This is a genomic window from Streptomyces amakusaensis (genome assembly GCF_039532665.1).
GTDB classification, from domain to species: domain Bacteria; phylum Actinomycetota; class Actinomycetes; order Streptomycetales; family Streptomycetaceae; genus Streptomyces; species Streptomyces amakusaensis.
The window spans coordinates 79,752-105,567 of the sequence record NZ_BAAASB010000021.1; the positions used below are offsets into that span (position 1 = coordinate 79,752).

Sequence of the window (25,816 nt, forward strand, 5' to 3'; positions counted from 1 at the left end):
CCGTGACTTGAGCATGTCCATACCAATGCGGGGGGTTTGCGCTCCGGCCCCGGCCGTCCCCCGCCGGCCGTCCCCCGCCGGCCGTCCCCCCGGCCGGGACCCTCGGCCGAGGTCCTCGACCAATCCGCCGGCCGGTCCGCTCCGGATAACCCGGTACCGTCCCGTCTGTCTGGAGAGGAACGCCGCGTGCCAGAAGCGGTCCACATCGGCCGGAACCCCTCGACCGGCCCGGATCTCGAAGAGCTGATGAGTCTGGTCGCGAGGGGCGACCAGCAGGCCTTCGCCACCCTGTACGACGCGGTGTCGGGCCCGGTGCTCGGGGTGGCGCGCAGCGTGCTGCGCGACCCCGCCCAGTCCGAGGAAGTCGCCCAGGAAGTGCTGACCGAGGCGTGGCGCACCGCCACCCGCTACCGCCCCGATCGGGGGACCGTCATGAACTGGGTGCTCACTCTCGCCCACCGCAGGGCCGTCGACCGGGTCCGCTCGGCCCACGCGGCGGCGGCGCGCGACGAGAAGGCCGCCCGGCTCGGGCACACCCCGGCCTTCGACCAGGTCCAGGAGGAGGTGGAGACCAGACTCGAACGCGAGCAGGTACGGCGCTGTCTGCGCACCCTCACCGAACTCCAGCGGGAGTCGCTGACCCTGGCCTACTACCGGGGACTGACCTACCGCGAGGTCGCCGACATGCTCTCCACCCCGCTCGGCACGGTCAAGACCCGGCTGCGCGACGGGCTCATCCGGCTCCGCGACTGCCTGGGGGTGAGCGTATGAGCGCCGTCGACGTCCACACGCTCTCGGGCGCGTACGCCCTCCACGCGCTGCCCGAGGACGAGCGGACCGCCTTTGAACGCCATCTGACCGGCTGTTCCCCCTGCGCCCAGGAGACCAGGGAGCTGGCCGCCGTGGCCGCCCGGCTGGGGCTGGCGCTCTCCGTCACCCCGCCGCCGGGGCTCAAGGCGGCGGTCATGGCCCGGATCGGCACGGTCCGGCAGGAGAATCCGCGTACGGCCCCGCTCCGGCGTACGTCCGCACGCTCCCTCCCGGGCCGCGCCGCCGCGCTGTCCCACTGGGTGGCGGCCGCCTGTCTGGTGGTCGCCGCCGGACTCGGCGGCACCGCGCTGTGGCAGCACCAGGAGGCCGAGCGCGCCCAGGACCGGGCCCGGGCGGCGGGCGTCCGTCTCGACCGGCTCGCGGAGGTGCTGGGCGCGCCGGACGCGCGGACGCACCGGGCGTCGCTCCCCGGCGGCGCGGGCGGCACGGTCGTCGTCTCGCGGGAGCGGGACAGGGCCGTGTTCACGGGCGACGGGATGGCCAGACCGCCCGCCGGCAAGGTCTACCAGCTCTGGTACGACGACGCCGGGACGATGCGGCCGGCGGGCCTGCTGGACCCGGACCGCTCCACCGAGGCGGTCCTCATGACCGGGCCGGTGGACGGGGCGAAGGGCATGGGCGTCACCGTGGAGCCCGCCGGGGGTTCGCCCCGGCCGACCTCCGCGCCGCTGATGGCCATCGCCTTCGGCTGAGGGAGCCGGGGGCTTTCCGGCCGCCGGGCGCGGGACCAATCCGGACCGCGCCCGGCACCGGATTCCCCCTGTGAACCAGGACGTGAACCAGGACGTGGGCCAGGAGCGGAAGACCTTGAAACACCGGCGGCGGCGCACCGCGCCCGGCGCGCTGTCCGGGGTCCTCGCCGCGTATCTCTCCCTCTGCGTGGCCGAGCTGGTGTCGGCGGCGGTACGGCCCGAGGCGGGGCCGGTGGTCGCGGTCGGCGGCGCGGCCGTCGACCGTACGCCCGCGCCGCTGAAGGACTGGGCGATCCGCACCTTCGGCGCCAACGACAAGCTGGTGCTGATCCTCGGCATCCTCGCCGTCCTGCTGCTGTTCGCGCTCGCGCTGGGGGCCGTCGCCGCCCGCCACCGCCGTACGGGCGCGGCCGGGGTCCTCCTCTTCGGCGCGCTCGGCGCACTCGCCGCGACCACCCGCCCCGACTCCACCGGCCTCCCGGACGCCCTCCCCTCCCTGGCCGGGGGCCTGACCGGAGCGGCGCTCCTGTACGTACTGACCTCGCGCCTCCCGGAAACCGGCCGGGGCGGCGCGGGCACGGGCGGCTGGGACCGGCGGGCGTTCATCGCCGCCGCCACGGCCGCCGCCGCCGTCTCCACCGGGGCCGGCGCGCTGGGCCGCTCGCTCAACGGGGCGAGCGGCAGGGACGCCGCCGTCTCCCGCGCCCGGATCGCGCTCCCCGCCCCCGGGTCCCCCGCCGCCCCCGTACCGGCCGGCGCACGGCTCCGTACCCCCGGCATCAGCCCGTACATCACGCCCAACAAGGACTTCTACCGGGTCGACACGGCCCTCGTCGTCCCCCGGGTCGACATCGCCGGCTGGCGGCTGCGCATCCACGGCGAAGGCGTCACCCGCCCGCTCACCCTCACCTACGACGAGCTGCTCCGGCGCGAGCTGATCGAGCGGAACATCACGCTGACCTGCGTCTCCAACGAGGTCGGCGGCCCCTACACGGGCAACGCCCGCTGGATCGGCGTACGGCTGTCCCCACTGCTCGCCGAGTGCGGGGTACGACCGCCGTCCCGGGGCGGCTCCGCCGACCAGCTGGTGGCGCGCTCGGTCGACGGCATGACCATCGGCAGCCCGGTCGAGGACCTCATGGACGGCCGGGACGCGCTGCTCGCGCTGGGCATGAACGGCGAGCCGCTGCCCTTCGCCCACGGTTTCCCGGTCCGGATGGTGGTGCCGGGGCTGTACGGCTATGTCTCGGCGTGCAAGTGGATCCGGGAGCTGGAGCTGACCACCTTCGCCGCCTACGACCCGTACTGGGTGAAGCGGGGCTGGGCCCGGCGGGCCCCCGTCAAGACCCAGTGCCGTATCGACACTCCCAAGCCCTTCGCCCGGCCCCGGGCGGGCACGGTGACGATCGCGGGGGTCGCCTGGGCCCAGCGGCGCGGCGTGGAGCGGGTCGAGGTCCGGATCGACGACGGCCCGTGGCGGCCCGCCGACCTCGCGGCCCAGGACACCCGGGACACCTGGCGGCAGTGGTCCCTGCCCTGGCGTGCCACCCCCGGCCCGCACACCCTCACCGTGCGCGCCACCGACGGCGACGGTCGGGTACAGACCGCGCAACGGACCCGCACGGTCCCCGACGGGGCCAGCGGCCGCCACTCGGTCGTCGTGACGGTCGACTGACGGTCTCCCCGCTCAGACCCCCCGCTTCTCCTTGGTCCGCCACAGCCCCACCACCGACCCCACCAGCACCACGGCGACACCGGCCAGGGCCCCGCCGTGCGCGACCCCTTCCAGACCGGCGAAGTTGTTGACATAGACATTGGCCACGACAGAGGCGGCGAACGTCACCCACAGGACGATTCTCACGGAGCAGTTCCCCTCACATACAAGCCAGCCCGACCCCCCGGCCGGCCCCCCCAGCCTCTCCCACCCGCCCCCGAACCACACCGGTGCCCCCACCCACCCCGCGGTGGAGCCCACTACACCATCGGAACCGCCACCTCCACGCGATGCGGACACACCACCACATCTTGCGCGAGCCCGAGCGCCGCCGACCGGTTCAGCAGGCTTAGCCGACCGACAGCCGCTCCCGTACGCCCGTACCACGCCCGCCCCACACCGCCGATGTCTGTGCCCACGCCCTGAGCCGCCAGCCAGGAATCGGCCCGGTTCCGATCGTGCATGATGGCCCGCAGAAGCGGCAGTGCTCTACGGGCGGCCCCGGGCCGCCCGTAGATTCCCTGCGGTGCCCGTGCTGCTCAGGTGGCCGCGACGGTCGGGTTCGTTCTGAGGACCCGGTCGGCGGAAGGTCTGCTGCTCGGATCGCTGTGGGGCTGGTCACGATTGTCCTGGCGACGACCGGGGCGATCGTTGTGCCGATGAATGAGACCAGAACTGAGACCAAGCCGAGATCACACCTTCTTGACGATGATCCTGTCAGGTACCAGCCGTTCCAGATCTTCCACGTCGGAGGTGAAGATCGTGACCTGCCCTCTCTGCTGCCGTGCGATGACAGCGAGTACGGCATCGATCGCGTACTTGTGACCGTGCAGTCCCGTATCGGCCAGGAGCCGGCGGGCTTCTCGAGCTTGTTCTTTTCCTATGTCCGCCACCGTGATGCGTGAGAGAACCCAGTCCCAGCGCTGTTCGGTGGTTCTGCCGTCGTAGGCCTCGACGAGCGTCATCGGAGAGGTCACCACCTCGGCTTCGCCGTCAGCAGCCAGCTTGAGCCGGGCGATCATCATTCGATCTCCGCGTACGGCGAGCGACAGGGCCTCACAGTCGAGTACGAAGATGCGCAGTGGTGGGCCGTTGTCACTGATCTGCCTCTTCACGCGGCTTCTCCCGCGCGATTCTTCCTGGCCTGGCGGCGTTTGTGCTCGGCATCGAGATCATCCAGTTCGTCACGCACCGCCATGCGCTCGTTCTCCGTGACCGACCCGTGTTCCTCTTCCAGCCAGGTCACAAGTTCTCTGAGCCGGTCGCGGTCGCGCTTGAAGCGCAGCGCCTCGGCGACGTACGCCGACAGACCTCTCTCAGCAGCCTCCGCCCGGATCTCTTCAAGGAGATCCTCGGGGATCGTCACTGTTACCTTCTTTGTCGCCATATGAATTACCATACTCCGCATATCTGTTGCCTTACCAGATCCTTCGCGATGAAGCGCCGCAGTGCTGAGTCCTGACTGTCCTGCGGGGGAGGGCTGCTGAGACGACCGACGCGGCGTGCTCAAGACGTTGCCCAGTCGGGCAGATGGCCCTGAAGTCCTTCCAAGGCCATTGCGTATCGCTCACGCTGGAAACTTATTCGTGGACATCCCGAAGATGCCGCATAGGCTTGGCTGTCTACCTTGGTTCCGAGTCGGTCCGTAGTGCTTTGAGGGGAGACTTGGTGCCTACCGCTTCAGCGCGGTTTCACGATGTCGCTCCCGAGCCACATTTCGCTGACGCTGAGGGTTGGCGGAACGACCTCTGGGAAACGGTCAGCAAGGTACTGCTGCCGGGTCTCTTCGCCGGTCCTCCGGTCGATGACGTTTTTCACGCCGCCCATTTTCATCTTCTTCAGAGTGCCGATGGATTCTCCGACGACGAGAGCGTTAAATGCCTTGATGGCTTGTGCTGATTGCTGGACGCTATCCCGGCTGATGACTCCGCGATTAACATTGATCATGGTGTTCGTGTAAATTGCCCGAGGGTCTCGTCCGAGGAACTCTCGGCTTGCTTCGCCGATACCGTCGAAGAAAAGGTTCGCGACTTCTTCAGGCCATTCCTCGGTGATGATTTGATGCGCGACGGTCAGTCCCGTTGCACTGGAATGGCATTGCTTTCCCTTGCGTACCATGCTGAAGATTCGCTCTTCACGCACGGGCCACTTTGTCACCAGTTCCCGCAGCTGCTCGGCTGTTACTTTCCCAGTGGTCCACCGTGTCCAGTGCAGACCTGCCGAGCGATTCGAGAGAATCTTGAGGGCGGCGGCGTACACGTTTGAGTTGCTCTGCTTCATTTCAGTGATCTGTGCGACAAAGTCGCCGGCGGTGCGAACGCGTCCACCGTCGATGGCCGCGAATGTGTCAGGGTTGAGGTTGTATGTGATCTGCGCGGTCACCGTCACGCCGGTCTCGATGATCGCGGCAGCCCGGTGCTGCCCGTCAATCAAGCAGCCGTGCCAGTCGAGCGCAAAACCTTGATGAGTGGTGCGAAATTGTCCGCTGCGAAGAATGCTTTTGAATTTATCGATGTTGGAGCGCTTTAGCGGGACTCGATTGCATGTCCTGTTTTTCATCCATTCCGCGCATGTCTCGCGTGTCACTTTGGTGATCTCGGTGCGCACGGGAGGGTGGATTTCGTTCTTCTCGATCACGCTGTATCACCTGTTCGTGTGGTGGTGTTTCGCGGCATGACGCATTGGTGTGCGATCTGCCCACTCGACCGCAACCCTCCTCGGGATGTTACTGCCGGGCTGCATCACTAGGCACCGATCTTCGCATCTGTCCATACCCGGCTGCGTTGGATCGTTTTGCCGTGCATATGTGGATCTTTTTGATCGATTATTTCGTGGAACGCATGGCATCGGTGACCCTCCTTCATCGATGCTTGTTGAGTTCGAGGATGCCCGGTTGGCAGGTTTCCTGATCGTGAGTTCTCTCTTCGCCTCAAAGGCGTCTCAGGCGGCTCATCAATGGGCCTCTGAACTGGCGCAAAGGGGTTGGCAAGGGTGTCTAGGGCTTTGCCTTGCTGAAACTGGTGTGCTATCGGCACTCCTGTGGATCCGCAGTAGTTGGTGGGCGTGTCTCACGGATGACAACCCGCCAGGAGTTCGAATCCCGCATCCTCCGTCAATGCCTCACCAGGTGTTAACGTCGAAGGATGGGCCCGTCTGGGCGGGGGAGGGGGCAACCAGAAATGCAAACCAGAACGCGTCGGCCATCTGGAATCGACCAGGGCTTATGGTCCGGCCGGCTTGTAATCCTTTCGCAGGCGGAGCGAACGCGCCCGAAGTGGACAGCCGTCCCAACAACGGGGGTCCGCTGGGGATCGTGGTGGAGGTGACGCGGTTGCCGTTCCCACACGCCGTATCAGGCGACTCCTGTCGAGCCGATCGCCGGCCAGGGGTCGCATCCAGGGCAGCGCTCCGGCACATCCGGACTGACGAGGCCGGAAGCCTTCTGCATGGTGCTGGGGTCGACACCGGCCCGCTTGTTGACGATCGCCTTCATCTGCTCGGGCGGGATCTCTCGGAGCGCCTCGACTGCGGCCGATGGGTTGTCGGCCTGCCTGTAGACGGCGCTCCTTCCTCCGCCGCAAGCACGCCGACAAGGTCGCTGCATCGGCTGGGCTACCAGAGCCGTGGTCGGCGTCGGCCCGGCGCCTTGGCTCGGGTCCCGGGAGGGTGCGGTGACGCCGACGGATGGTAGCTGCCGCACCTTCTTCGATCTTGCGCCGAACTGCGCCGGAAAACTGCGCCGAAGTGCGCCGAATATGCTTTACTCAGCATGCGGCAGACGAAGGGGGTGTGACACGTGACGGATTCTCGGCTGCCTGACTGGACCGACAGGAAGATGTCGACCAAGGTACGGACGGCCTTGTGGCTGGCCACCGAGGTTGGTGAAGGGAGCGTCTACACCAAGGCGCAGCTGCGTGAGGCGTTTCCCGACGTTGCGCAGATCGACCGCCGGGTGCGAGAGCTGCGGGGGCACGGTTGGGTCATTGCGACTAACCGTGATGACCCGGGCCTGAGGTCCCACGAGGCGCGGTTCGTGCGGGCCGGCGATCCTGTTTGGCAGCCAGCCATCCGCCCCCGCGCTTTGCCCGAGCCTCATGCGCTGGTTCCTCTGCGCGAGGCTTCGCCGGAACCGGTTCGTGAGGTGCGCTTCCAGTATGACGCCGCGCTTCGGCGGGCGCCGGATCCGGGAGCGGTCTGGGAGCGTCTGAAGGGCCTCTCCCAGGCGGAGAAGTCCCTCGTTCTGGCCTGGATTGCCATGGGGCGCCGCCCCAGTTCCTCTGCGGAACTCGCCTGGCGTGCCTTTCGCGGTCTGTCAGAGCGGCAACGCCTTGAAATGGCGGCGAAGCTTGGCGAACTCGTGAGTTCCGAGCTGTACGAGGAGCGCGGCGACGACATCTAACCCACATGCTTCCGCCGGATCCCGTGTCACCTTCCACAGATCTCCGGGGTCCGGCGGATGGTCCAACCCATCTAATGAGGAGAAGAACCATGTCCAGTATGCGCGTCCCCCTGGTCGGAAGCGAGCGGCCGCCCCGGTTCGAGATGTTCGTGGCCGCAGTCGCAGTCGGCTATGCGGCGGGCTACACCACCGGCATCGGTAACGAGGCCCAGCAGGTGCTCGGCCTCGTGACGGTCACGGCGATGGGGTGGCTCTGGGAGCAGTGGCGGCGCTGATTGCCTTCGATGGCTGGTGATCGAGCCTGTTTCTGGTGGTGGTCCCGAAGCCCTTCGGGACCACCACCAGAGTTCGAGACCTCACGCGTCCTGTTGAGTGTCGGTGAGCCGGACAGTCTCTTGATCGACCGCGTCCCGTGGCCTGATGCCGGATGCCCGCCGTAGGAGCTTGGCTGCGTGCCGACTGCGGCCAGAAGATGTGGCGGTATGGGCAGAGTGCCCAGAGCGTCCCTATGTACTGCAACCACTAACGTCGAAGGCCCCGCTGCGAGCAGCGGGGCCTTCGACGTTAGTGCCCGGTGAGGCACTGGCGGAGGATACGAGATTCGAACTCGTGAGGGGTTGCCCCCAACACGCTTTCCAAGCGTGCGCCCTAGGCCACTAGGCGAATCCTCCGCCGCAAACAATACAAGACGTTGAGGGGTGCTAGCGAACTCGTTCGCACCCCCGGGGATCAGGTACCCTGTGCGGAGCCCCTCACGTGGCGCTATCTGACTGAACTCCCCCAGGGCCGGAAGGCAGCAAGGGTAGGTCGGCTCTGGCGGGTGCGTGGGGGGCGCTTGCGTTTACGGGGTGGTGGGGGCGGAGCGGGGCACGGTTGTCGGTGGGTCCCGATAACCTCGTAGATGTGTCGTCCCTTGCGCTGTACCGCCGCTATCGCCCCGAGTCCTTCGCCGAGGTCATTGGGCAGGAGCATGTCACCGACCCGTTGCAGCAGGCCCTGCGGAACAACCGGGTCAATCACGCGTACCTGTTCAGCGGGCCGCGCGGGTGCGGGAAGACGACCAGTGCGCGCATCCTGGCCCGCTGTCTGAACTGTGAGCAGGGGCCGACGCCCACTCCCTGCGGGGAGTGCCAGTCCTGTCGTGACCTGGCGCGGAACGGGCCGGGGTCGATCGATGTCATCGAGATCGACGCCGCTTCGCACGGTGGTGTGGACGACGCGCGCGATCTGCGGGAGAAGGCGTTCTTCGGGCCCGCGGGCAGCCGGTACAAGATCTACATCATCGATGAGGCGCACATGGTCACCCCGCAGGGCTTCAATGCCCTGCTGAAGGTGGTGGAGGAGCCGCCGGAGCACCTCAAGTTCATCTTCGCGACCACCGAGCCCGAGAAGGTCATCGGCACGATCCGGTCGCGTACGCACCACTACCCCTTCCGGCTGGTCCCCCCGGGCACCCTGCGCGAATACCTGGGGGAGGTCTGCGGCAGGGAGGGGATCCCCGTCGCGGACGGGGTCCTGCCGCTGGTCGTGCGGGCCGGGGCCGGGTCCGTGCGGGACTCGATGTCGGTGATGGATCAGCTGCTGGCCGGCGCGACCGAGGAGGGCGTGACGTATGCCATGGCCACCGGTCTCCTCGGATACACGGACGGATCGCTGCTCGACGCCGTCGTGGACGCCTTCGCGGCGGGTGACGGTGCGGCCGCGTTCGAGGTCGTGGACCAGGTCATCGAGGGAGGGAACGACCCGCGCCGCTTCGTCGCCGATCTGCTGGAGCGGCTGAGGGATCTGGTGATCCTGGCCGCCGTGCCGGACGCGGTGGAGAAGGGGCTGATCGACGCCCCGGTCGATGTGGTCGAGCGGATGCAGGCGCAGGCCTCGGTCTTCGGCGCGGCCGAGCTGAGCCGGGCCGCGGACCTGGTCAACACCGGGCTCACCGAGATGCGTGGTGCCACCTCCCCCCGGCTTCAGCTGGAGCTGATCTGCGCGCGGGTGCTGCTGCCCGCCGCCTTCGACGACGAGCGCTCCACGCAGGCCAGGCTCGACCGGCTGGAGCGTGGGGCCGCGAGCCGCCCGGCGGCCGGTCCGGCGCCCGTCTTCTCGGCCGGTCCGCCCGGACCCGCCATGGGGTACGTACCCGGCCCTGCGGCCGCTCCGCACATGCCGGGCCCGGACGGGCCCGTCGCACCTCCCGCCGCCGTGGCACCGCCCGTACCGGAGGCCGCGCCCGCCCCCGCGCCCCCGGTGGAGCAGGAGAGCCCGGGCGGCCGTCCGGGCGGCTGGCCCACCGCCGCCGCACCCAGCGCACCCAGTGCGCCCAGCGCTCCTGAGGCACCCGCCCCCGACGCCGCGCGCAGGCCGGGCGGCTGGCCGACCGCCTCCACGCCGGGGCAGGGCCCCCGGCCCGCCGCCGCCCAGCCGCAGGCGCCCGCCCCGCAGGCTCCGGCGGCCCAGGCACAGCCCCAGGCTCAGCCGGCGGCTCCGGCCGCGCAGTCGGTGAGCATGGCCCAAGGCGCGGGGCAGGTCCGCAACATGTGGCCGGAGATCCTGGAGGCCGTCAAGAACCGCCGCCGCTTCACCTGGATCCTGCTCAGCCAGAACGCCCAGGTCACCGGCTTCGACGGCACCACCCTCCAGATCGGCTTCATCAACGCGGGCGCCCGGGACAACTTCTCCGGCAGCGGCAGCGAGGAAGTGCTGAAGCAGGCGCTCGCCGAGCAGTTCCATGTGCAGTGGAAGATCGAAGCGATCATCGACCTCTCCGGCGGATCCGCCGGCCCCGGCAGCAGCGGCTTCGGAGGCGGCGGCGGTGGCGGTGGAGCCGGTGGTGGAGGCGGCGGCTTCGCCGGCCGGCCGGCCCAGCCGCAGGCGCAGCCCGCCCCCCACTCCGCGCCCGCCCCGGCCCCCCAGTACCAGCAGGCACCGCCGCAGGCGGCTCCGCCGCGTACCCCTGCGGAGCAGCCCGGACCGCAGGCCCCCCGCCCCGCCGCCGAGCCGCCGCGCGCCGCGCCCGCCCCGGCGTACAGCCCGCCGCCGGTCTCCCCCGAGGACGACGTCCCCGAGGACGACGACCCCGATCTCGTCGACTCCGCGCTCTCCGGGCACGACCTGATCGTGCGCGAGCTGGGCGCGACCGTGGTGGAGGAATACACAAACGAGTAGGGGGGACCCGTTAGGAGGGGAGTACAGGGCCGACGACGGCGGCGGTTAGGCTGACTGCCGTGAAGGTCCTCGTCATCGGCGGCGGCGCCCGCGAACATGCCCTGTGCCGCTCTTTCTCTCTCGACCCCGACGTCACCGCTGTGCACTGCGCGCCCGGCAACGCCGGCATCGGCGAGGTCGCCGAACTGCACCCGGTCGACGCGCTGGACGGCGAAGCCGTCGCCCGGCTCGCCATCGAACTGGAGGCGGCGCTCGTCGTCGTCGGCCCCGAGGCGCCACTCGTCGCCGGAGTCGCCGACGCCGTGCGCGCGGCCGGCGTCCCGTGCTTCGGCCCCTCCGGCGAGGCCGCCCGGCTGGAGGGCTCCAAGGCCTTCGCCAAGGATGTGATGGCCGCCGCCGGAGTGCCCACCGCCCGCAGCTATGTCTGCACCACCCCCGAGGAGATCGACGAGGCCCTCGACGCCTTCGGCGCTCCCTACGTCGTCAAGGACGACGGCCTCGCGGCCGGAAAGGGCGTCGTCGTCACCGACGACCTCGCCGCCGCCCGCGAGCACGCCCTCGCCTGCGGCCGCGTGGTGATCGAGGAGTTCCTCGACGGCCCCGAGGTCTCCCTCTTCGCCATCACCGACGGCGTGACCGTCCTCCCGCTCACCCCGGCGCAGGACTTCAAGCGCGCCCTCGACGGGGACGCCGGCCCCAACACCGGTGGCATGGGCGCGTACTCGCCCCTGCCCTGGGCCGACCCCAAGCTGGTCGACGAGGTCATGGCCACCGTCCTCCAGCCCACCGTCGACGAGCTGCGCCGCCGGGGCACCCCGTTCGCCGGACTGCTGTACGCGGGTCTCGCGATCACCTCGCGCGGCGTGCGGGTCATCGAGTTCAACGCGCGCTTCGGCGACCCGGAGACCCAGGTGGTGCTGGCACGGCTGCGCACCCCGCTCGCCGGTGTGCTGCTCCACGCGGCCAACGGCACGCTGGACGACCAGCCGCCGCTGCTCTGGCGCGAGGACGCCGCCGTCACCGTGGTCGTGGCCTCCCACAACTACCCGGACACCCCGCGCACCGGCGACCCGATCGAGGGACTGGCCGAGGTGGCGGAGCTGGACGCTCCGCACGCGTACGTCCTGCACGCCGGGACCAGGCGCGACGGGGACGCGGTCGTGAGCGCGGGCGGGCGGGTCCTCTCCGTCACCGCGACCGGACGCGATCTGCGGCAGGCGCGGGAGCGCGCGTACGAGGCGGTGGGCCGGATCCGTCTGGACGGGTCCCAGCACCGCACGGACATCGCCCGAACGGTCGCGGAGGCCGCGGAAGCCGCAGGGACGGCGGCCGAGGCGGCGGAGACGACCGCCGAGGCCGTCCAGGCCTGATCACCGGGGCCGCCGCAGCCCGGCGGCCCCGTCCCGGAGGACCACCCCGCGCCCTCCCGGCCCACCGGGCCCGGGAGGGGACGCCCGACGCCCCACCCCCGCCAGCACCTTTACCCAAAGCCATTCCATCGAGTGACGACTACGCCATCCGGATGACGTCCGGCCAACCCCCAACTAGGGTGCGGCGAAGGCATTCCGGCACTTGGCCCACCGGCATTGCGATGTCAGTGGCGGGTGCCACAGTGGGGGAGTGCACCCAGACCGTCACAGGGCAGAGGGGGTGATGACCGACCGTGTCCGATATCGATATCGGTGAGTCGATCGGCGCGCAGGCCGCGCGCTCGCGGGCGCTGGCCGTGCTGCGGGTCCGCAGCCGGGCCCTCGCCGCCGCCCTCCTGCCCGCGGCCGTCGCCGTGGTGCTGCTCGTCGGCGACGGCACCGGCCACATGCGCGGCGACGGCTGGGACGCCGCCCGCTGGTTCACCGGAGTCCTCGCGGTGATCGTGCTGCTGCTCGCGGCGGTGGTGACGGCCGTGATCGTACGGGCGTCCCCCGCCCTCAGCCCCACCGTCGACCTCTCCGAGCGCGCCGCCCCCGATCTGTACCGGCTGGTCAGAGATCTGGCCGAGCGGCTCGACGTCCCCGCGCCCTCCGCGCTCGCGCTCACCCCCGACTGCGACAGCTGGCTGGAGGACCGGACCCACCCCGCCCACGCCCTCCCGCACGCCCTGCGCGACCGAGGAGGCCGGCGCACCGCCGAGGCCCCCGTTCTGGTGATCGGCTCGCCCTTTCTGTGGTGGATGCGGGTCGCCGAGCTGCGGGCCCTCCTCGCCCCCGTCGTCGCCGGCACCGCGCCGTCCGCGCAGCCCGACATAGCCGCGGCCCGCCGGTTCGTCCGGGGGCTGGACGCGGCGGTAGCGGTCGCCGCGAGCCCGCCGCCGCGCCGCTTCATATCCCCCGTCCGCTTCATCCGGAAGGCGGCGTTCGGCTTTGTCGGCCGGGTGGCCCGGCTGCTGCTGCACAGCTGTCAGCTGTACGCGGGCGAGATGGAGCGCGGGGTCGCGGCCGCCGCCTCCGAGCGCGCCCAGACCGTCGACTACGGGCTGCGGATCGTCGCCCAGGAGCAGGTGGGCCTGGCCTACGCCGGATGGGACCGGCTGCTGACCCGGGTCGCGCTCCCCGCCTGGCGGATGGGCCGCTGGCCCTCCCGGCTCGACGCGGGCGTGGTCTCCGCGCTCACCGAGCTGTCCCGCCGCGACCGGCTCGCCGAGGGCTTCGCCTCCCGGCTCGGCGACCGCCCCGCGTGCGACCTGCTGGAGGAGCCCGGCGCGGTGGACGAAGCCGCCTCCCTGCTCGCCGCCCGCCTCTTCCACGGCGGGCCCGCCGAGACCGGCGCCGACTGGTCCCCGGTGGACTGGCAGCAGTATCCGGAAGAAGTCGTGGACCGCAAATGGCGCACCGAGGCGGCCCGGCTCCACCGGATCCTCGACGATCTCGGGGTCACCCCTTCGAGCCGCCCCGACGGCCCCACCCTCGACCGGGTGCTGGCGCACCTCACCACCAGCGGCGAGGCCGCCGGAGAGAATCTCGCCGCCGCCATCGGCGCGGAGGTCGCCCGTGAGGAGGCGGCCCGCCAGCGGCCCCCGGGGGACGCGCTCCTCGCCACCAGCCCGGTGGACGTGCTCAACGGATGGGGTGCGGATCCGCTGCCCCTCTTCCCGCTGCAACCGCCGCGCACCGGGCGGGAGCTGCTCGCCGACCATGTCATCGCCATGGTCTGCTGCGCCGCCGTCGACACGGCGGGCGCCGCCCCCGGCCTCGACTGGCTCGACGGCCCGGTGCTGCTGACCGGCGGCGTCCGCTGCGCCGAGCTGATGTCCCCCGTCCTCAGCCTCACGGAGGACGGCGACCCCACCCCCCTGGGCAACTGGCTCGCGGCGGTGGGCGTCCGCCCCGAGAAGCCCGTCCGCCTGGTCTAGCCCGCCGGCCCCGCCCACTGGGCCACTGGGCCACCGGCCCCTGGTCCGGGCCCGCCCCCGGCCCCTGAACACGGCCCGCGGAGTCATATCCCCGCCTCGCAACAATTCACGACGAAGGGTGACGGTCCGCGTGCGTTATGTGATGTGCTGGGGTCGGGCGTCGGGCGAGCGGCGCGGGGACGGCTGTTCGGCTGGGGCTGCCCGGGGGCGGCGAGGGAGGGCGCATGGGGGCGGAGCACCATCGGCGGTGGGAATCGGGTGCGCTGGCCCACGCCGTCTCCGATCCCTTCGGGCAGGGCCCGCTCCCCTGGCTGCGCGGCGCGGAGCAGTACGTGGGAGACGGCGGGAGAGTCGTCCCCTGGTACGCGGAGACCGAGCGGTCCGGCAGTGCCCGGGGCCCCCGCAGCGCCGACGACGTCCACCGCCAGATCAAGGGCTTCGCCTCCAACGGCGCGGTCGCCCCCGGTGAGTCGATCGACTTCCATGTCACCGTGGACCCGCCGCAGCAGTTCTCGGTCGACGTCTACCGCATCGGCCACTACGCGGGCCACGGCGCATCCAAGATCACCACCAGCCCCCGGCTCTCCGGCATCGTCCAGCCTCCCCCGCTCGCCGCCAACCGCACGATCTCCTGCCACCACTGGTGGCTCTCCTGGCGGCTCCAGATCCCGTCCTACTGGGCGATCGGCGCGTATGTCGCCGTCCTCACCACCGCCGACGGCCACCGCTCCCACATCCCCTTCACCGTCCGCGACAGCCACCCCGCCGATCTGCTGCTCGTCCTCCCCGACATCACCTGGCAGGCGTACAACCTCTACCCCGAGGACGGCCGCACCGGCGCGAGCTTCTACCACGCCTGGGACGAGGACGGCCGGCTCCTCGGCGAGAAGCACGCCGCCGTCACCGTCTCCTTCGACCGCCCCTACGCGGGCGCGGGCCTGCCCCTCCACATCGGCCACGCCTACGACTTCATCCGCTTCGCCGAGCGCTACGGCTACGACCTCGCCTACGCCGACGCCCGCGATCTGCACGCCGGCAACATCGACCCCACCCGCTACCGGGGCGTGGTCTTCCCCGGCCACGACGAGTACTGGTCGGCCCCCATGCGCCGGACAGTCGAAACCGCCCGCGACCACGGCACCTCGCTCGTCTTCCTCTCCGCCAACACCATGTACTGGCAGGTGGAGCTGGGCCCGTCGCCCTCCGGCGTACCCGATCGGCTGCTCACCTGCCGCAAGCGCCGGGGCCCCGGCAAATCGGCCCTGTGGCGCGAGGTCGACCGGGCCGAACAGCATCTGCTCGGCATCCAGTACGCGGGCCGGGTGCCCGAACCGCATCCCCTGGTCGTACGGAACGCCCACCACTGGCTCTGGGAGGCGACCGGCGCGGCCGAGGGCGACGAGCTGCCCGGCATGGTCGCGGCCGAGGCCGACCGCTACTTCCCGCGGATCTCGCTCCCCGAGAATCTGGACCGCATCCTGCTCGCCCACTCCCCCTACCGCGACGCCAAGGGCGTCACCCGCCACCAGGAGACCTCCCTCTACCGCGCCCCCTCCGGGGCCCTGGTCTTCGCCTCCGGCACCTTCGCCTGGTCCCCGGCGCTCGACCGGCCCGGCCATGTGGACTCCCGGGTGCAGCGCGCGACCGCGAACCTCCTGGACCGCATCTGCAAGCGCGACTGAGGCGGGCCCCGAGGCAGGCCCCCGAGGCGGGCCCTGAGCCTCAGGGGCCCTCAGGGCAGCCCCGGCCTCCGCCCCCCTCCCCGGATGCGGAAGAATCGGAATCATTCGTTCAGAACCACGGGGAGGAACCGTGTCCGGATTCGTAGAAAAGCCCGAACCGCTTCAGGTGCCGGGCCTGGTTCATCTGCACACCGGCAAGGTGCGCGACCTGTATCAGAACGAGGCGGGACAGCTCGTCATGGTCGCCAGCGACCGCATCTCCGCCTATGACTGGGTGCTGCCCACGGAGATCCCCGACAAGGGGCGGGTGCTCACCCGGCTCTCCCTCTGGTGGTTCGACCAGCTCGCCGATCTCGTCCCCAACCATGTGATCTCCACCGAGCTGCCGCCCGGCGCGCCCGCCGAGTGGGAGGGCCGCACCCTCGTCTGCACCTCGCTGCGCATGGTCCCGGTCGAGTGTGTCGCCCGCGGCTATCTCACCGGCTCCGGCCTCGCCGAGTACGAGCAGACCCGCACGGTCTGCGGTCTCGCCCTCCCCGAGGGGCTCACCGACGGCTCCGAACTCCCCGCGCCGATCTTCACCCCGGCGACCAAGGCCGCCGTCGGCGACCACGACGAGAACGTCAGCTACGAGGAGGTCGCCCGCCAGATCGGCGCGGAGACCGCCGCACTGCTGCGGCAGACCACCGTCGCCGTCTACGACCGGGCCCGCGACATCGCCCGCGAACGGGGCATCATCCTCGCCGACACGAAGTTCGAGTTCGGCTTCGACGCCGACGGCAACCTGATCATCGCCGACGAGGTGCTGACCCCCGACTCCTCGCGCTTCTGGCCCGCCGCCGACTGGGAGCCGGGCCGCGCCCAGCCCTCGTACGACAAGCAGTACGTACGGGACTGGCTCACCTCGCCCGCCTCCGGCTGGGACCGCCGGAGCGAGCAGCCGCCGCCCGCGCTTCCCCGGGAGATCGTGGACGCGACCCGGGCGAAGTACCTGGAGGCGTACGAGCTGCTCACCGGCGTCCGCTGGGACTGAGCGCCCCCCGCCGCACCCCCGGCACCCCCGGCGCCCTCCTTCGGGAGCGCGCCGGAGGTTCCGGGGCATGACAAAGGCCCCGATCCTCAGAGAGGACCGGGGCCTTTGAAACGGAGCGGACGACCAGGTTCGAACTGGCGACCTCAACCTTGGCAAGGTTGCGCTCTACCAACTGAGCTACGTCCGCATGCGCCGTGGCGCGAGGCCAACTATACCCAACCGCGCTGGCGCGCGAGACGGGCCGCCGTGTGACGGTTCTCCGCACCCAGCTTTGAAGCGGCCGAGGAGAGATAGTTCCGTACGGTCCCCTGCGACAGCGACGCCCGCTCCGCGATCTCCGCTATCGGCGCGCCGTCCGCCGCCAGGTCCAGCACCTCCGCCTCCCGGGCGGTCAGGGGGGAGTCCCCGGCGGAGATCGCGTCGGCCGCCAACTCGGGGTCCACATAGCGGTTTCCGGCGTGGACGGCGCGGATGATCTCGGCGAGCCGCTGGGCGCTCAGAGTCTTGGGGACAAACCCCCGCACACCGGCTGTGAGTGCCCGTTTCAGATGCCCCGGCAGCCCATGACTGGTGACGATCATCGTCCGGCAGTCGGGGAGTTCGCCCCGGAGAGTTGTGGCGACTGTCACACCGTCCGCGCCCGGCATCTGCAGATCGAGCACCGCGACATCGGGCCGGTGGATCAGTGCCATCGCGATCGCCTCGGTCCCGGAAGCGGCCTCGGCGACCACTTCGAGATCGTCCTCCAGGGCGAGCAGCGCGGCCAGCGCGCCCCGGATGAGGTGTTCGTCGTCGGCGAGAAGCACACGGACGGTCATCTCAAGCCCCCTCTCCCGGCAGCGGCAGCGGCACCCGGGCCGTGAGCCGGAAGTGCCCGGAGCGGGCAGGGCCCGCCTCCAGTACGCCGCCCACGGCGGAGAGCCGCTCCCGCAGCCCCGCGAGACCCGACCCCGGCCTCCCGGCCGAGCCGAAGCCGGAGCCGGAGCCGGTGATGCCGGAGCCGTCCGAGCCGACGACGGACGAGCCGGTACCGGCTCCGGCCGCCCCCGGCGAGCTCTGGGCCGCCCCGTCGTTCTCCACGACCAGCAGCGCCGCACCGTCCACGGCCCCCAGCGAGATGGTGCAGCGCCGGGTGTCCCCGTGCCGCAGCACATTCGTGGTGGCCTCCCGGACCACCCACCCCAGCGCGGAGCGGACCTCGTCCCGCAGCTCCAGCTCGCCCACCACCACCGTGCAGGCGATCCCGGCCGCGTCCAGCACCCCCCGCGCGCCCTCCAGCTCCACCCTCAGATCCGCCTCGCGGTAGCCGCGTACGATCTCGCGCACCTCGCGCTGGGTCTCCCGCGCGATGCGCTGGACCTCCAGCATCTGGTCCACGGCCTCCGGCCGCCCGCGCCGGGACAGCTGGACGGCCAGCTCGCTCTTGAGCGCGACCACGGCCAGATTCCGGCCCATGACATCGTGCAGATCCCGCCCGAAGCGCAGCCGCTCCTCCGCGACCGCGAGCCGGGCCTGCACATCGCGGGCCTCCCGCAGCTCCCACATCACCGCGATGACCCACATCGACACCCGCGAGGTGAAGGCCATCCAGGCCGTCATGAACCCGGTGAACACCGTGGTGAACAGGGCCTCCCACAGACCGAGCCCGCCCACCGTGACCAGGGCGAACAGCAGCACGAGACCGATCGACTGGATCAGTGTGGTCACTTTGACCGGCACCATCAGGGCATGCACGGCGGACGGGGCGACCAGCGCCATGGCCAGCACCGTCGCCAGCAGATCGGGGCTCGAAGCCATGATCGTCAGCACGGTCGCGACGGTGATCGTCGCCGCGCCGGTGGCCAGGGACCAGCCGAGCAGCCTCCGCGGCACCCGCCCCTGTCCCAGATAGGCGTCCATCGCGTGCCGGGCGAGCCGGGCGAAGACCACCCCCTCCGCGAGTGCCAGCACCTGCCCCGCCACCACCAGCGGCACGGGCGCGCTCTGGCGTACCGGGGTCGAGAGCAGCACCACCATCAGGATCAGCGTCCCCGTCCACATGACCAGATAGACGGTGCCCCGGCTGTACAGATCCACCTTGGCGAGCCGGCTGCGCCCGCTCCAGCCCCGCACCCGCCCCTTCACCCTCACCCGCACCGCAAACCCCAGCACTCCACCCGGTCGGACGCGATCAGCGTCGCGGTTCCCAGCGGAACCACCGTCGAACAGCAAACACCGAGAGCGCGACCCACACCAGCGCGGTGAGCGCGGCGGTCGCCGTCTCCCCGCCTTCCGCGCCGCCGAGCCAGCCGGCCCGTACCAGGGTCATCACCCCGGTCAGCGGGAGCAGCTCGCAGAACGACGCGATCTTCTCGGGCATCAGCTCCAGCGGTACGAAGAGCCCCGAGCCGCCGAGCGAGATCATGAACAGCGGCATGGTGGTGATCTGCGCGCTCTCCACGGTCCGGGTCACCGCCGCCGTGACCGCCGACAGGGCGGCCATCAGCACCATGCCGAGCGCGATGCCCGCGATCAGCAGATCCGGGCGCTTCGGGGCGGTCAGATCGAGGAAGGCGACGCCGCCGATCACCAGCAGCGCGCACTGGGCGAGCGCCAGCCCGAAGGCGGGCAGCGCGGTCCCGGCGAGGATCTCGTGGTCCGCGACCTCGCCGGTGCGCAGTCGCTTGAGCACCAGCTCCTCGCGCCTGGCCACATAGGCGGAGACGAGGTTGAGATGGACGACCAGGATCAGCACCATGCCGATCCCGCCGGTCATCACCGCCTCGCCGACGCTCATCCCGGCCGCGCCGAGGTCGGCCCGGTCGAGCGAGGCCTTCATGACCGCCACCATCAGCGCGGGCATCAGCAGCGCCACGAAGAGGGCGGTCCTGTTCCGCAGGAGGAGGGTCAGCTCGGCCCGCCCCAGCCCGGCCATCCGGCCCGCCGCCGTGGTCCTCGCCCCGTCGGCCCGGCCGCGCGCCCGGCGCGCTCCGCCCGGCCCGCTCGATGTGTTCGTCCCGCCGGCTGTCGTTGTCATGTCACACACCCGCCATGTCGTTCCGCGCGATCTCCAGAAAGGCTTCTTCGAGGGAGGCCGACCGCGCGTCGAGCCCCTCCAGCCTGATGCCGGACTCCTCGGCCCACCGGAGCAGTTCGCCCAGTGACTCCTGGAGGTGCTGGGTGCGGATCGAGACCCGGGAGCCCTCGGCGGCGGCGTGCAGCGAGAGCGGCAGCCGGCCCGCCGGCACTCCCTCGGGGAGGGTGAAGCGGATCCGGGCCGGCCGGGAGCCGGTCACCTCGGCGGGGGTGCCGGTGGCGACGATCCGGCCCTTGTTCATGATCGCCAGCCGGTCGGCGAGCGATTCGGCCTCTTCCAGATAGTGCGTGGTCAGCAGCACGGTGGTGCCGGTGTCGCGCAGCGCCCGCACCAAGTCCCAGGTGTCGCGGCGGCCTTCCGCGTCCAGCCCGGTGGTCGGCTCGTCGAGGAAGAGCACCTCGGGCCGGCCCAGCAGCGCCAGGGCGAAGTCCAGCCGCCGCCGTTCGCCGCCGGAGAGCTGTTTGACGCGTACGCCGGCCCGCTCGGCGAGCCCGACCAGCTCCAGCGCCTCGGCGGGCGGGCGCGCGCCGCTGGTGCAGCGGGCCCACATCGCGGCGGTCTCGGTCACGGTCAGATCGGAGGGGAAGCCGCCCTCCTGGAGCATCACCCCGATCCGGGGGCGGACGGCGGCGCGCTCGCGGTACGGGTCGTGGCCGAGGACGCGTACCGTTCCGGCGGCGGGGGCGGCGAGGCCCTCCAGCAGCTCGACGGTGGAGGTCTTGCCCGCGCCGTTCGTGCCGAGCAGGGCGAAGATCTCGCCGCGCGCCACTGAGAAGGAGATCCCGCTCACGGCTTCAAAGCCCCCCGCGTAGCTCCGCCGCAGGCCGTCCACCGTGATCACATGCTGGTCCGTGGTCATGACTGAAGGATTCCGCCGCCGGGCGGGCGGGGGCAGTGCGGGCTGTCACCGGTCGGGCTGACAAATGTCATACGGACATGACAGGCCCCTGACAAGAAAGCCGATCCGGCGCCCTGATGCCCATCCGATGCTCCCCGCACACGAAGAAGACCCCGATTCTGAATCAGAATCGGGGTCTCATACTCTGAGCGGACGACCAGGTTCGAACTGGCGACCTCAACCTTGGCAAGGTTGCGCTCTACCAACTGAGCTACGTCCGCATGCCGCCACTCGGCTTTCACCGGGTGGTGCGACCATCACTCTACCTGATCCACCGGAGTGGTCGGTAAGGCGATGAGAGCGGGTGACAGGAATTGCACACTGCGCCTTCCCCCTGGAAGGGGGATGTTCTACTACTGAACTACACCCGCACGCTGCTGAGGTGGGGCCTTTGCGGCCTTGCCCCTCGGCGTGATCCAAACTCTAGCGGACGGTGGGGGGTGCTGCGCAACTTGAGATCCACTTCTATGTCGCGCGCGCCGTCCGCCCCCCTCAACTCGCTTCGCGGAAGGCCTCGTAGACCGCCTTGGGGATGCGCCCCCGGGCCGGCACGTCCATCTTGTTGGACTGCGCCCAGGCCCGTATGGCGGCGGGCGCGGGCTCCAGCGCGGTGTGCGTGTAGGTGAGCGGCCGCCCGGGCCGGCCGCGCTTCGCGCCGCCCACCTGCTTCCTGGCGGCGGTCAGGTAGGGGGCCAGGGCCTTGCGCAGTTTCTTTGCATTGGCGGGATTGAGGTCGATCTCGTACGACTTCCCGTCCAGGCCGAACCTGACCGTTTCCGCCGCTTCTCCGCCGTCGATGTCGTCGAAGAGCGTGACCACTACTCGTTGAGCCACGGATATCGGTCCTTTCCCGAGGCATCCCGCATCGTCACTGGCTCTGACATGCGGCGATACCAGCATTCCGGCTGTCGAGAGGGTAAAACCTCCGCCCTCTGCATTCCTTTGTACAGCGATCGGTGGTGCATTGTGAAGCCCACCCAATTATGTGCGCGTGTCCGATCAATGACGAGCGGGTTATTTTCCGGGATTTTCGTCGGCGGTTACCTCGTCCGGCGGCGGCTTCGGCGTCTTGGGGAAGCATCGGAAATCCGCCCATATCTACGCGAGTAGATTTCTTGGCCGGGTACGCTGGGCGGACCGCCTTCGCACCACATCACCGGGAGTGCCCGTGGCACGCGTCGTAGTCGACGTCATGCTCAAGCCCGAGATCCTCGACCCGCAGGGACAGGCGGTGCAGCGTGCGCTGCCCCGCCTCGGTTTCGACGGCATCGCGGACGTTCGTCAGGGCAAGCGTTTTGAACTGGAGGTGGAGGGGCCGGTCGACGAAGACGCCCTCGCCCGCATCCACAAGATGGCTGAAACGTTCCTCGCCAACACCGTCATCGAGGACTTCGTCGTGAGGGTGGAGTCGTGACCACTCGTGTCGGAGTCGTCACTTTCCCCGGCACGCTGGACGACCGGGACAGTCTGCGGGCCGTACGGCTCGCGGGCGCCGAGCCCGTCTCGCTCTGGCACCGCGACAAGGACCTGAAGCAGGTCGACGCCGTGGTCCTCGCCGGAGGCTTCTCCTACGGCGACTATCTGCGGGCCGGAGCCATTTCCCGGTTCTCGCCGGTGATGGAGACCGTCATCGAGCAGGCCAGGGCCGGCATGCCGGTGCTCGGCATCTGCAACGGCTTCCAGATCCTCACCGAGTCGCATCTGCTGCCGGGCGCCATGCTCCGCAACAACCACCTCCACTTCATCTGCCGCGACCAGCGGCTGCGGGTGGAGAACGCGGAGACCGCCTGGACCGCCGATTACGAGGCCGGTCAGGAAATCTCCGTACCGCTGAAGAACATCGACGGCCGTTACGTCGCCGACGAGCGGGTGCTGGACGAGCTGGAGGCCGAGGGCAGAGTCGCCTTCCGCTATCTCGACGGCAACCCCAACGGCTCGCTGCGCGACATCGCGGGCATCACCAACGCCGAGGGCAATGTCGTCGGTCTGATGCCCCACCCCGAGCACGCGGTGGAGCCGCTCATCGGCACCGGCCGCACCGACGGTCTCGCCTTCTTCACCTCCGTCATCAAGAAGCTGGTCACGGCATGAGCCTCGATACGGTCAAGCACGCAACCGACACGCCCGAGGCCGACCAGCCCTGGGCCGAACTCGGCCTCAAGCAGGACGAGTACGCGCGGATCCGCGAGATCCTCGGCCGCCGTCCCACCGGGGCCGAGCTGGCGATGTACAGCGTCATGTGGTCCGAGCACTGCTCGTACAAGTCGAGCAAGGTCCATCTGAAGCAGTTCGGCGACAAGGCCCCCGAGAACGACGCCATGCTGGTGGGCATCGGCGAGAACGCCGGTGTGGTCGACGTCGGCCAGGGGTACGCGGTCACCTTCAAGGTCGAGTCGCACAACCACCCCTCCTACATCGAGCCCTACCAGGGCGCGGCCACCGGCGTCGGCGGCATCGTCCGCGACATCCTCGCGATGGGCGCGCGCCCGGTCGCCGTGGTCGACCCGCTGCGCTTCGGCGCGGCCGACCACCCCGACACCAAGCGGGTGCTGCCCGGTGTCGTCGCGGGCATCGGCGGCTACGGCAACTGCCTGGGTCTGCCCAACATCGGCGGTGAGGTCGTCTTCGACCCCTGCTACCAGGGCAACCCGCTGGTCAACGCCGGCTGCATCGGTGTGATGAAGCACGAGGACATCCACCTCGCGCAGGCCTCCGGCCCCGGCAACAAGGTCATCCTCTACGGTGCCCGCACCGGCGGCGACGGCATCGGCGGAGTCTCCGTCCTGGCCTCCGAGACCTTCGACGCGACCGGCCCGGCCAAGCGCCCCGCCGTCCAGGTCGGCGACCCCTTCCAGGAGAAGCTCCTCATCGAGTGCACCCTGGAGATCTTCGGCGAGAAGCTCGTCGCGGGCATCCAGGACCTCGGCGGCGCCGGGCTCTCCTGCGCCACCTCCGAGCTGGCGAGCGCCGGTTCCGGCGGTATGCGGGTCGATCTGGACACCGTGCCGCTGCGCGACGCGACCCTCTCGCCCGAGGAAATCCTCATGAGCGAGTCGCAGGAGCGCATGTGCGCGATCGTGGAGCCCGCGAAGGTCGCCCGCTTCCTGGAGATCTGCGAGAAGTGGGACGTGATCGCCACCGTCATCGGTGAGGTCACCGAGGGCGAGCGGCTGGAGATCTTCTGGCACGGCGAGCAGATCGTCGACGTACCGCCGCGCACCGTCGCCCACGAGGGCCCGGTCTACCACCGTCCGTACGCCCGTCCCGAGTGGCAGGACGCACTCCAGGCGGACGACGCGGGCAAGCTGCCCCGCCCGGCCGGCTCCGCCGAGCTGCGCGAGCAGGTGCTGAAGCTGGTGGCCTCGCCGAACCAGGCGTCGAAGGCGTGGATCACCGATCAGTACGACCGGTTCGTCCAGGGCAACACCGTGCTGGCGCAGCCCGAGGACGCGGGCATGGTCCGGATCGACGAGAAGACCAACCTCGGCGTCGCCATGGCCACCGACGGCAACGGCCGGTACACCAAGCTCGACCCGTACACCGGGGCGCAGCTCGCGCTGGCCGAGTCGTACCGCAATGTGGCCGCGTCCGGCGCGCGTCCGCTCGCCGTCTCCGACTGCCTCAACTTCGGCTCCCCCGAGGACCCGGGTGTCATGTGGCAGTTCGCCGAGGCCACGCGCGGTCTCGCGGACGCGTGTCTGAAGCTGGGCACCCCGGTCACCGGCGGCAATGTGTCGCTGTACAACCAGACCGGCGACACCGCCATCCACCCGACGCCCGTCGTCGCGGTGCTCGGTGTGATCGACGACGTCAACCGGCGCACTCCGATCGCGTTCGCGGAGGAGGGCCAGCTGATCTACCTCCTCGGTGACACCCGGGAGGAGTTCGGCGGCTCCGCCTGGTCGCAGGTGATCCACGACCACCTCGGCGGTCTGCCGCCGGCCGTGGACCTGGACCGCGAGAAGCTGCTCGGCGAGATCCTGATCTCCGCCTCGCGCGACGGAATGATCGACGCGGCGCACGACCTCTCGGACGGCGGTCTGGTCCAGGCCGTGGTCGAGTCGTGTCTGCGCGGCGGCAAGGGCGCGCGGCTGGTCGTCCCGGACGGGCTGTCCGCGTTCACCTTCCTCTTCAGCGAGTCGGCGGGGCGCGCGATCGTCTCGGTGCCGCGCAGCGAGGAGCTGCGGTTCACCGACATGTGCGGGGCGCGCGGGCTGCCCGTCACCCGTATCGGTGTCGTGGACGGCGACGAGGTCGAGGTGCAGGGCGAGTTCACCCTGCCGCTGGCCGAGCTGAAGCGGGCGCACGAGGAGACCATCCCGGCGCTGCTCGTCTGATCCACCCGGGCCGCACGGCCCGACCGCCTGTGCGGCGGAGCCCCCGTTTCCTCTCCGGAGCGGGGGTTCCGTCGTTTTTTTGTTGCACGTGATTACGTACTTACGTATATTCTGAGTATGGAACTTGAGGAGCGCGTCGCCGAGCTGGAGCGCAGGCTCGCCGCGCTGGAGGAGAGCCGCGAGGCGGCCCCGCCGCCCCCCACCACCACGGGGGGCGAATTCTGGGCGCTGAACGGCTTCAGGGAACAGCTCGCCGAGATCGGCGCCGACACCGGCGGGGTGCTCTTCACCGGCTCCGTGCGGCTGCCGACCCAGGAGCGGTACGAATGGCAGTACGGCGCGCTCACCGACGGCCTCCTCGACGGCGAGGGCGACTGGGCCGGTGTGGCCGACTCCCTCGCCGCACTGGGCCACGCCGTACGGCTGCGGCTGCTCCGCGAGATCCTCGGCGGCCGGCGCACCGCCGCCGAACTGGCCGAGCTGGAGGGCCTCGGCACCACCGGCCAGATCTACCACCATCTGCGCCAGCTCACCGCCGCCGGCTGGCTGCGCACCGCCGCCCGGGGCCGCTACGAGGTGCCCGCGACGCGCGTGGTGCCCCTGCTGGTCGCCCTGACGGCGGCCCGCCCGCAGGCGTGACGCCCCG

At 70.5% G+C, this 25,816-nt stretch carries 23 protein-coding genes, 4 tRNA genes and 1 other RNA gene; 15 read left to right on the forward strand and 13 right to left on the reverse strand.

Going from position 1 to position 25,816, the window contains the following annotated elements; all coding sequences use genetic code 11:
- Window positions 1-186: 186 nt before the first annotated feature.
- The 3 genes from ABD371_RS29630 (at window position 187) to ABD371_RS29640 (ending at window position 3,198) form a co-directional block, all read left to right on the forward strand.
- Entirely contained in the window at window positions 187-771 is a 585-nt protein-coding gene (locus ABD371_RS29630; protein WP_190126215.1) for a sigma-70 family RNA polymerase sigma factor, read from the forward strand.
- Window positions 768-1,523 carry an anti-sigma factor gene (locus ABD371_RS29635; RefSeq protein ID WP_344483618.1) on the forward strand — a complete coding sequence of 252 codons (756 nt, stop codon included), beginning with the start codon at window positions 768-770 and terminating at the stop codon, window positions 1,521-1,523. Before ABD371_RS29630 ends, ABD371_RS29635 begins: the two co-directional genes overlap by 4 nt.
- 94 nt (window positions 1,524-1,617) lie before the next feature.
- On the forward strand, window positions 1,618-3,198 hold the full coding sequence (locus ABD371_RS29640; protein ID WP_344483727.1) for a sulfite oxidase: 1,581 nt from the start codon (window positions 1,618-1,620) through the stop codon (window positions 3,196-3,198).
- Between the two features lie 12 nt (window positions 3,199-3,210).
- Here the strand turns inward: ABD371_RS29640 and ABD371_RS29645 are convergent, their stop codons facing one another.
- The 4 genes from ABD371_RS29645 to ABD371_RS29660 all read right to left on the reverse strand — a co-directional run bounded on the left by ABD371_RS29645 (window position 3,211) and on the right by ABD371_RS29660 (window position 5,874).
- A complete protein-coding gene (locus ABD371_RS29645; protein ID WP_344483621.1) occupies window positions 3,211-3,384 on the reverse strand; it encodes a hypothetical protein in 174 nt (57 codons plus the stop codon).
- 545 nt (window positions 3,385-3,929) lie between these two features.
- The gene (locus tag ABD371_RS29650; RefSeq protein ID WP_344483624.1) at window positions 3,930-4,352 is read right to left on the reverse strand and encodes a PIN domain-containing protein; all 423 of its coding nucleotides are present in this window, start codon (window positions 4,350-4,352) and stop codon (window positions 3,930-3,932) included.
- Window positions 4,349-4,624: a CopG family transcriptional regulator gene (locus ABD371_RS29655; RefSeq protein WP_344483627.1), complete on the reverse strand. Its 276-nt coding sequence runs from the start codon at window positions 4,622-4,624 to the stop codon at window positions 4,349-4,351. Before ABD371_RS29655 ends, ABD371_RS29650 begins: the two co-directional genes overlap by 4 nt.
- Before the next feature lie 293 nt (window positions 4,625-4,917).
- A complete protein-coding gene (locus tag ABD371_RS29660; protein ID WP_344483630.1) occupies window positions 4,918-5,874 on the reverse strand; it encodes a hypothetical protein in 957 nt (318 codons plus the stop codon).
- Window positions 5,875-7,072: 1,198 nt separating this feature from the next.
- Here ABD371_RS29660 and ABD371_RS29665 point away from each other — a divergent pair.
- Together ABD371_RS29665 and ABD371_RS29670 are read left to right on the forward strand one after the other, a co-directional pair.
- On the forward strand, window positions 7,073-7,636 hold the full coding sequence (locus ABD371_RS29665) for a hypothetical protein (RefSeq protein ID WP_344483634.1): 564 nt from the start codon (window positions 7,073-7,075) through the stop codon (window positions 7,634-7,636).
- Between the two features lie 89 nt (window positions 7,637-7,725).
- Window positions 7,726-7,911 (forward strand): hypothetical protein, encoded by a 186-nt coding sequence (locus tag ABD371_RS29670; RefSeq protein ID WP_344483637.1) that lies wholly within the window; start codon window positions 7,726-7,728, stop codon window positions 7,909-7,911.
- A 308-nt stretch (window positions 7,912-8,219) separates the two neighbouring features.
- On the opposite strand, the gene ABD371_RS29675 is transcribed toward ABD371_RS29670, so the two are convergent.
- Window positions 8,220-8,307: transfer RNA gene (locus ABD371_RS29675), tRNA-Ser, on the reverse strand.
- A gap of 72 nt (window positions 8,308-8,379) precedes the next feature.
- Here ABD371_RS29675 and ffs point away from each other — a divergent pair.
- From ffs to ABD371_RS29705, 6 genes are all read left to right on the forward strand, one after another.
- Window positions 8,380-8,478: signal recognition particle sRNA small type (ffs, locus tag ABD371_RS29680), an RNA gene on the forward strand.
- Between the two features lie 61 nt (window positions 8,479-8,539).
- Window positions 8,540-10,795, forward strand: a complete 2,256-nt coding sequence (locus ABD371_RS29685; protein WP_344483639.1) for a DNA polymerase III subunit gamma and tau — start codon at window positions 8,540-8,542, stop codon at window positions 10,793-10,795.
- 59 nt (window positions 10,796-10,854) lie between these two features.
- Entirely contained in the window at window positions 10,855-12,165 is a 1,311-nt protein-coding gene (purD, locus tag ABD371_RS29690) for a phosphoribosylamine--glycine ligase (protein ID WP_344483641.1), read from the forward strand.
- Between the two features lie 293 nt (window positions 12,166-12,458).
- On the forward strand, window positions 12,459-14,144 hold the full coding sequence (locus ABD371_RS29695; RefSeq protein ID WP_344483643.1) for a hypothetical protein: 1,686 nt from the start codon (window positions 12,459-12,461) through the stop codon (window positions 14,142-14,144).
- 224 nt (window positions 14,145-14,368) lie between these two features.
- Window positions 14,369-15,826 (forward strand): N,N-dimethylformamidase beta subunit family domain-containing protein, encoded by a 1,458-nt coding sequence (locus ABD371_RS29700; RefSeq protein WP_344483645.1) that lies wholly within the window; start codon window positions 14,369-14,371, stop codon window positions 15,824-15,826.
- A 130-nt stretch (window positions 15,827-15,956) separates the two neighbouring features.
- A complete protein-coding gene (locus tag ABD371_RS29705; protein ID WP_344483646.1) occupies window positions 15,957-16,859 on the forward strand; it encodes a phosphoribosylaminoimidazolesuccinocarboxamide synthase in 903 nt (300 codons plus the stop codon).
- A 114-nt stretch (window positions 16,860-16,973) separates the two neighbouring features.
- On the opposite strand, the gene ABD371_RS29710 is transcribed toward ABD371_RS29705, so the two are convergent.
- The 8 genes from ABD371_RS29710 to ABD371_RS29745 all read right to left on the reverse strand — a co-directional run bounded on the left by ABD371_RS29710 (window position 16,974) and on the right by ABD371_RS29745 (window position 21,667).
- Window positions 16,974-17,046 (reverse strand) — tRNA-Gly (locus ABD371_RS29710).
- 22 nt (window positions 17,047-17,068) lie between these two features.
- Entirely contained in the window at window positions 17,069-17,677 is a 609-nt protein-coding gene (locus ABD371_RS29715; protein WP_344483648.1) for a response regulator, read from the reverse strand.
- 1 nt (window position 17,678) lies between these two features.
- Window positions 17,679-18,995 (reverse strand): sensor histidine kinase, encoded by a 1,317-nt coding sequence (locus tag ABD371_RS29720; RefSeq protein WP_344483651.1) that lies wholly within the window; start codon window positions 18,993-18,995, stop codon window positions 17,679-17,681.
- A gap of 34 nt (window positions 18,996-19,029) precedes the next feature.
- A complete protein-coding gene (locus tag ABD371_RS29725; protein WP_381735032.1) occupies window positions 19,030-19,875 on the reverse strand; it encodes an ABC transporter permease in 846 nt (281 codons plus the stop codon).
- Between the two features lies 1 nt (window position 19,876).
- Entirely contained in the window at window positions 19,877-20,794 is a 918-nt protein-coding gene (locus ABD371_RS29730; protein ID WP_344483654.1) for an ABC transporter ATP-binding protein, read from the reverse strand.
- A 187-nt stretch (window positions 20,795-20,981) separates the two neighbouring features.
- Window positions 20,982-21,054, reverse strand: a tRNA-Gly gene (locus ABD371_RS29735).
- 78 nt (window positions 21,055-21,132) lie between these two features.
- Window positions 21,133-21,204 (reverse strand) — tRNA-Gly (locus tag ABD371_RS29740).
- 121 nt (window positions 21,205-21,325) lie between these two features.
- The gene (locus ABD371_RS29745) at window positions 21,326-21,667 is read right to left on the reverse strand and encodes a histone-like nucleoid-structuring protein Lsr2 (RefSeq protein ID WP_344483657.1); all 342 of its coding nucleotides are present in this window, start codon (window positions 21,665-21,667) and stop codon (window positions 21,326-21,328) included.
- Between the two features lie 334 nt (window positions 21,668-22,001).
- On the opposite strand from ABD371_RS29745, the gene purS reads away from it, so the two are divergent.
- From purS to ABD371_RS29765, 4 genes are all read left to right on the forward strand, one after another.
- Window positions 22,002-22,247, forward strand: a complete 246-nt coding sequence (gene purS, locus ABD371_RS29750) for a phosphoribosylformylglycinamidine synthase subunit PurS (protein WP_190126232.1) — start codon at window positions 22,002-22,004, stop codon at window positions 22,245-22,247.
- On the forward strand, window positions 22,244-22,924 hold the full coding sequence (gene purQ, locus ABD371_RS29755; protein WP_344483662.1) for a phosphoribosylformylglycinamidine synthase subunit PurQ: 681 nt from the start codon (window positions 22,244-22,246) through the stop codon (window positions 22,922-22,924). The genes purS and purQ overlap by 4 nt, the downstream gene beginning before the upstream one ends.
- Entirely contained in the window at window positions 22,921-25,170 is a 2,250-nt protein-coding gene (gene purL / locus ABD371_RS29760; protein WP_344483666.1) for a phosphoribosylformylglycinamidine synthase subunit PurL, read from the forward strand. The genes purQ and purL overlap by 4 nt, the downstream gene beginning before the upstream one ends.
- A 117-nt stretch (window positions 25,171-25,287) precedes the next feature.
- Window positions 25,288-25,809, forward strand: coding sequence for an ArsR/SmtB family transcription factor (locus tag ABD371_RS29765; RefSeq protein ID WP_344483669.1), 522 nt, complete (start codon window positions 25,288-25,290; stop codon window positions 25,807-25,809).
- Window positions 25,810-25,816 lie beyond the last annotated feature (7 nt).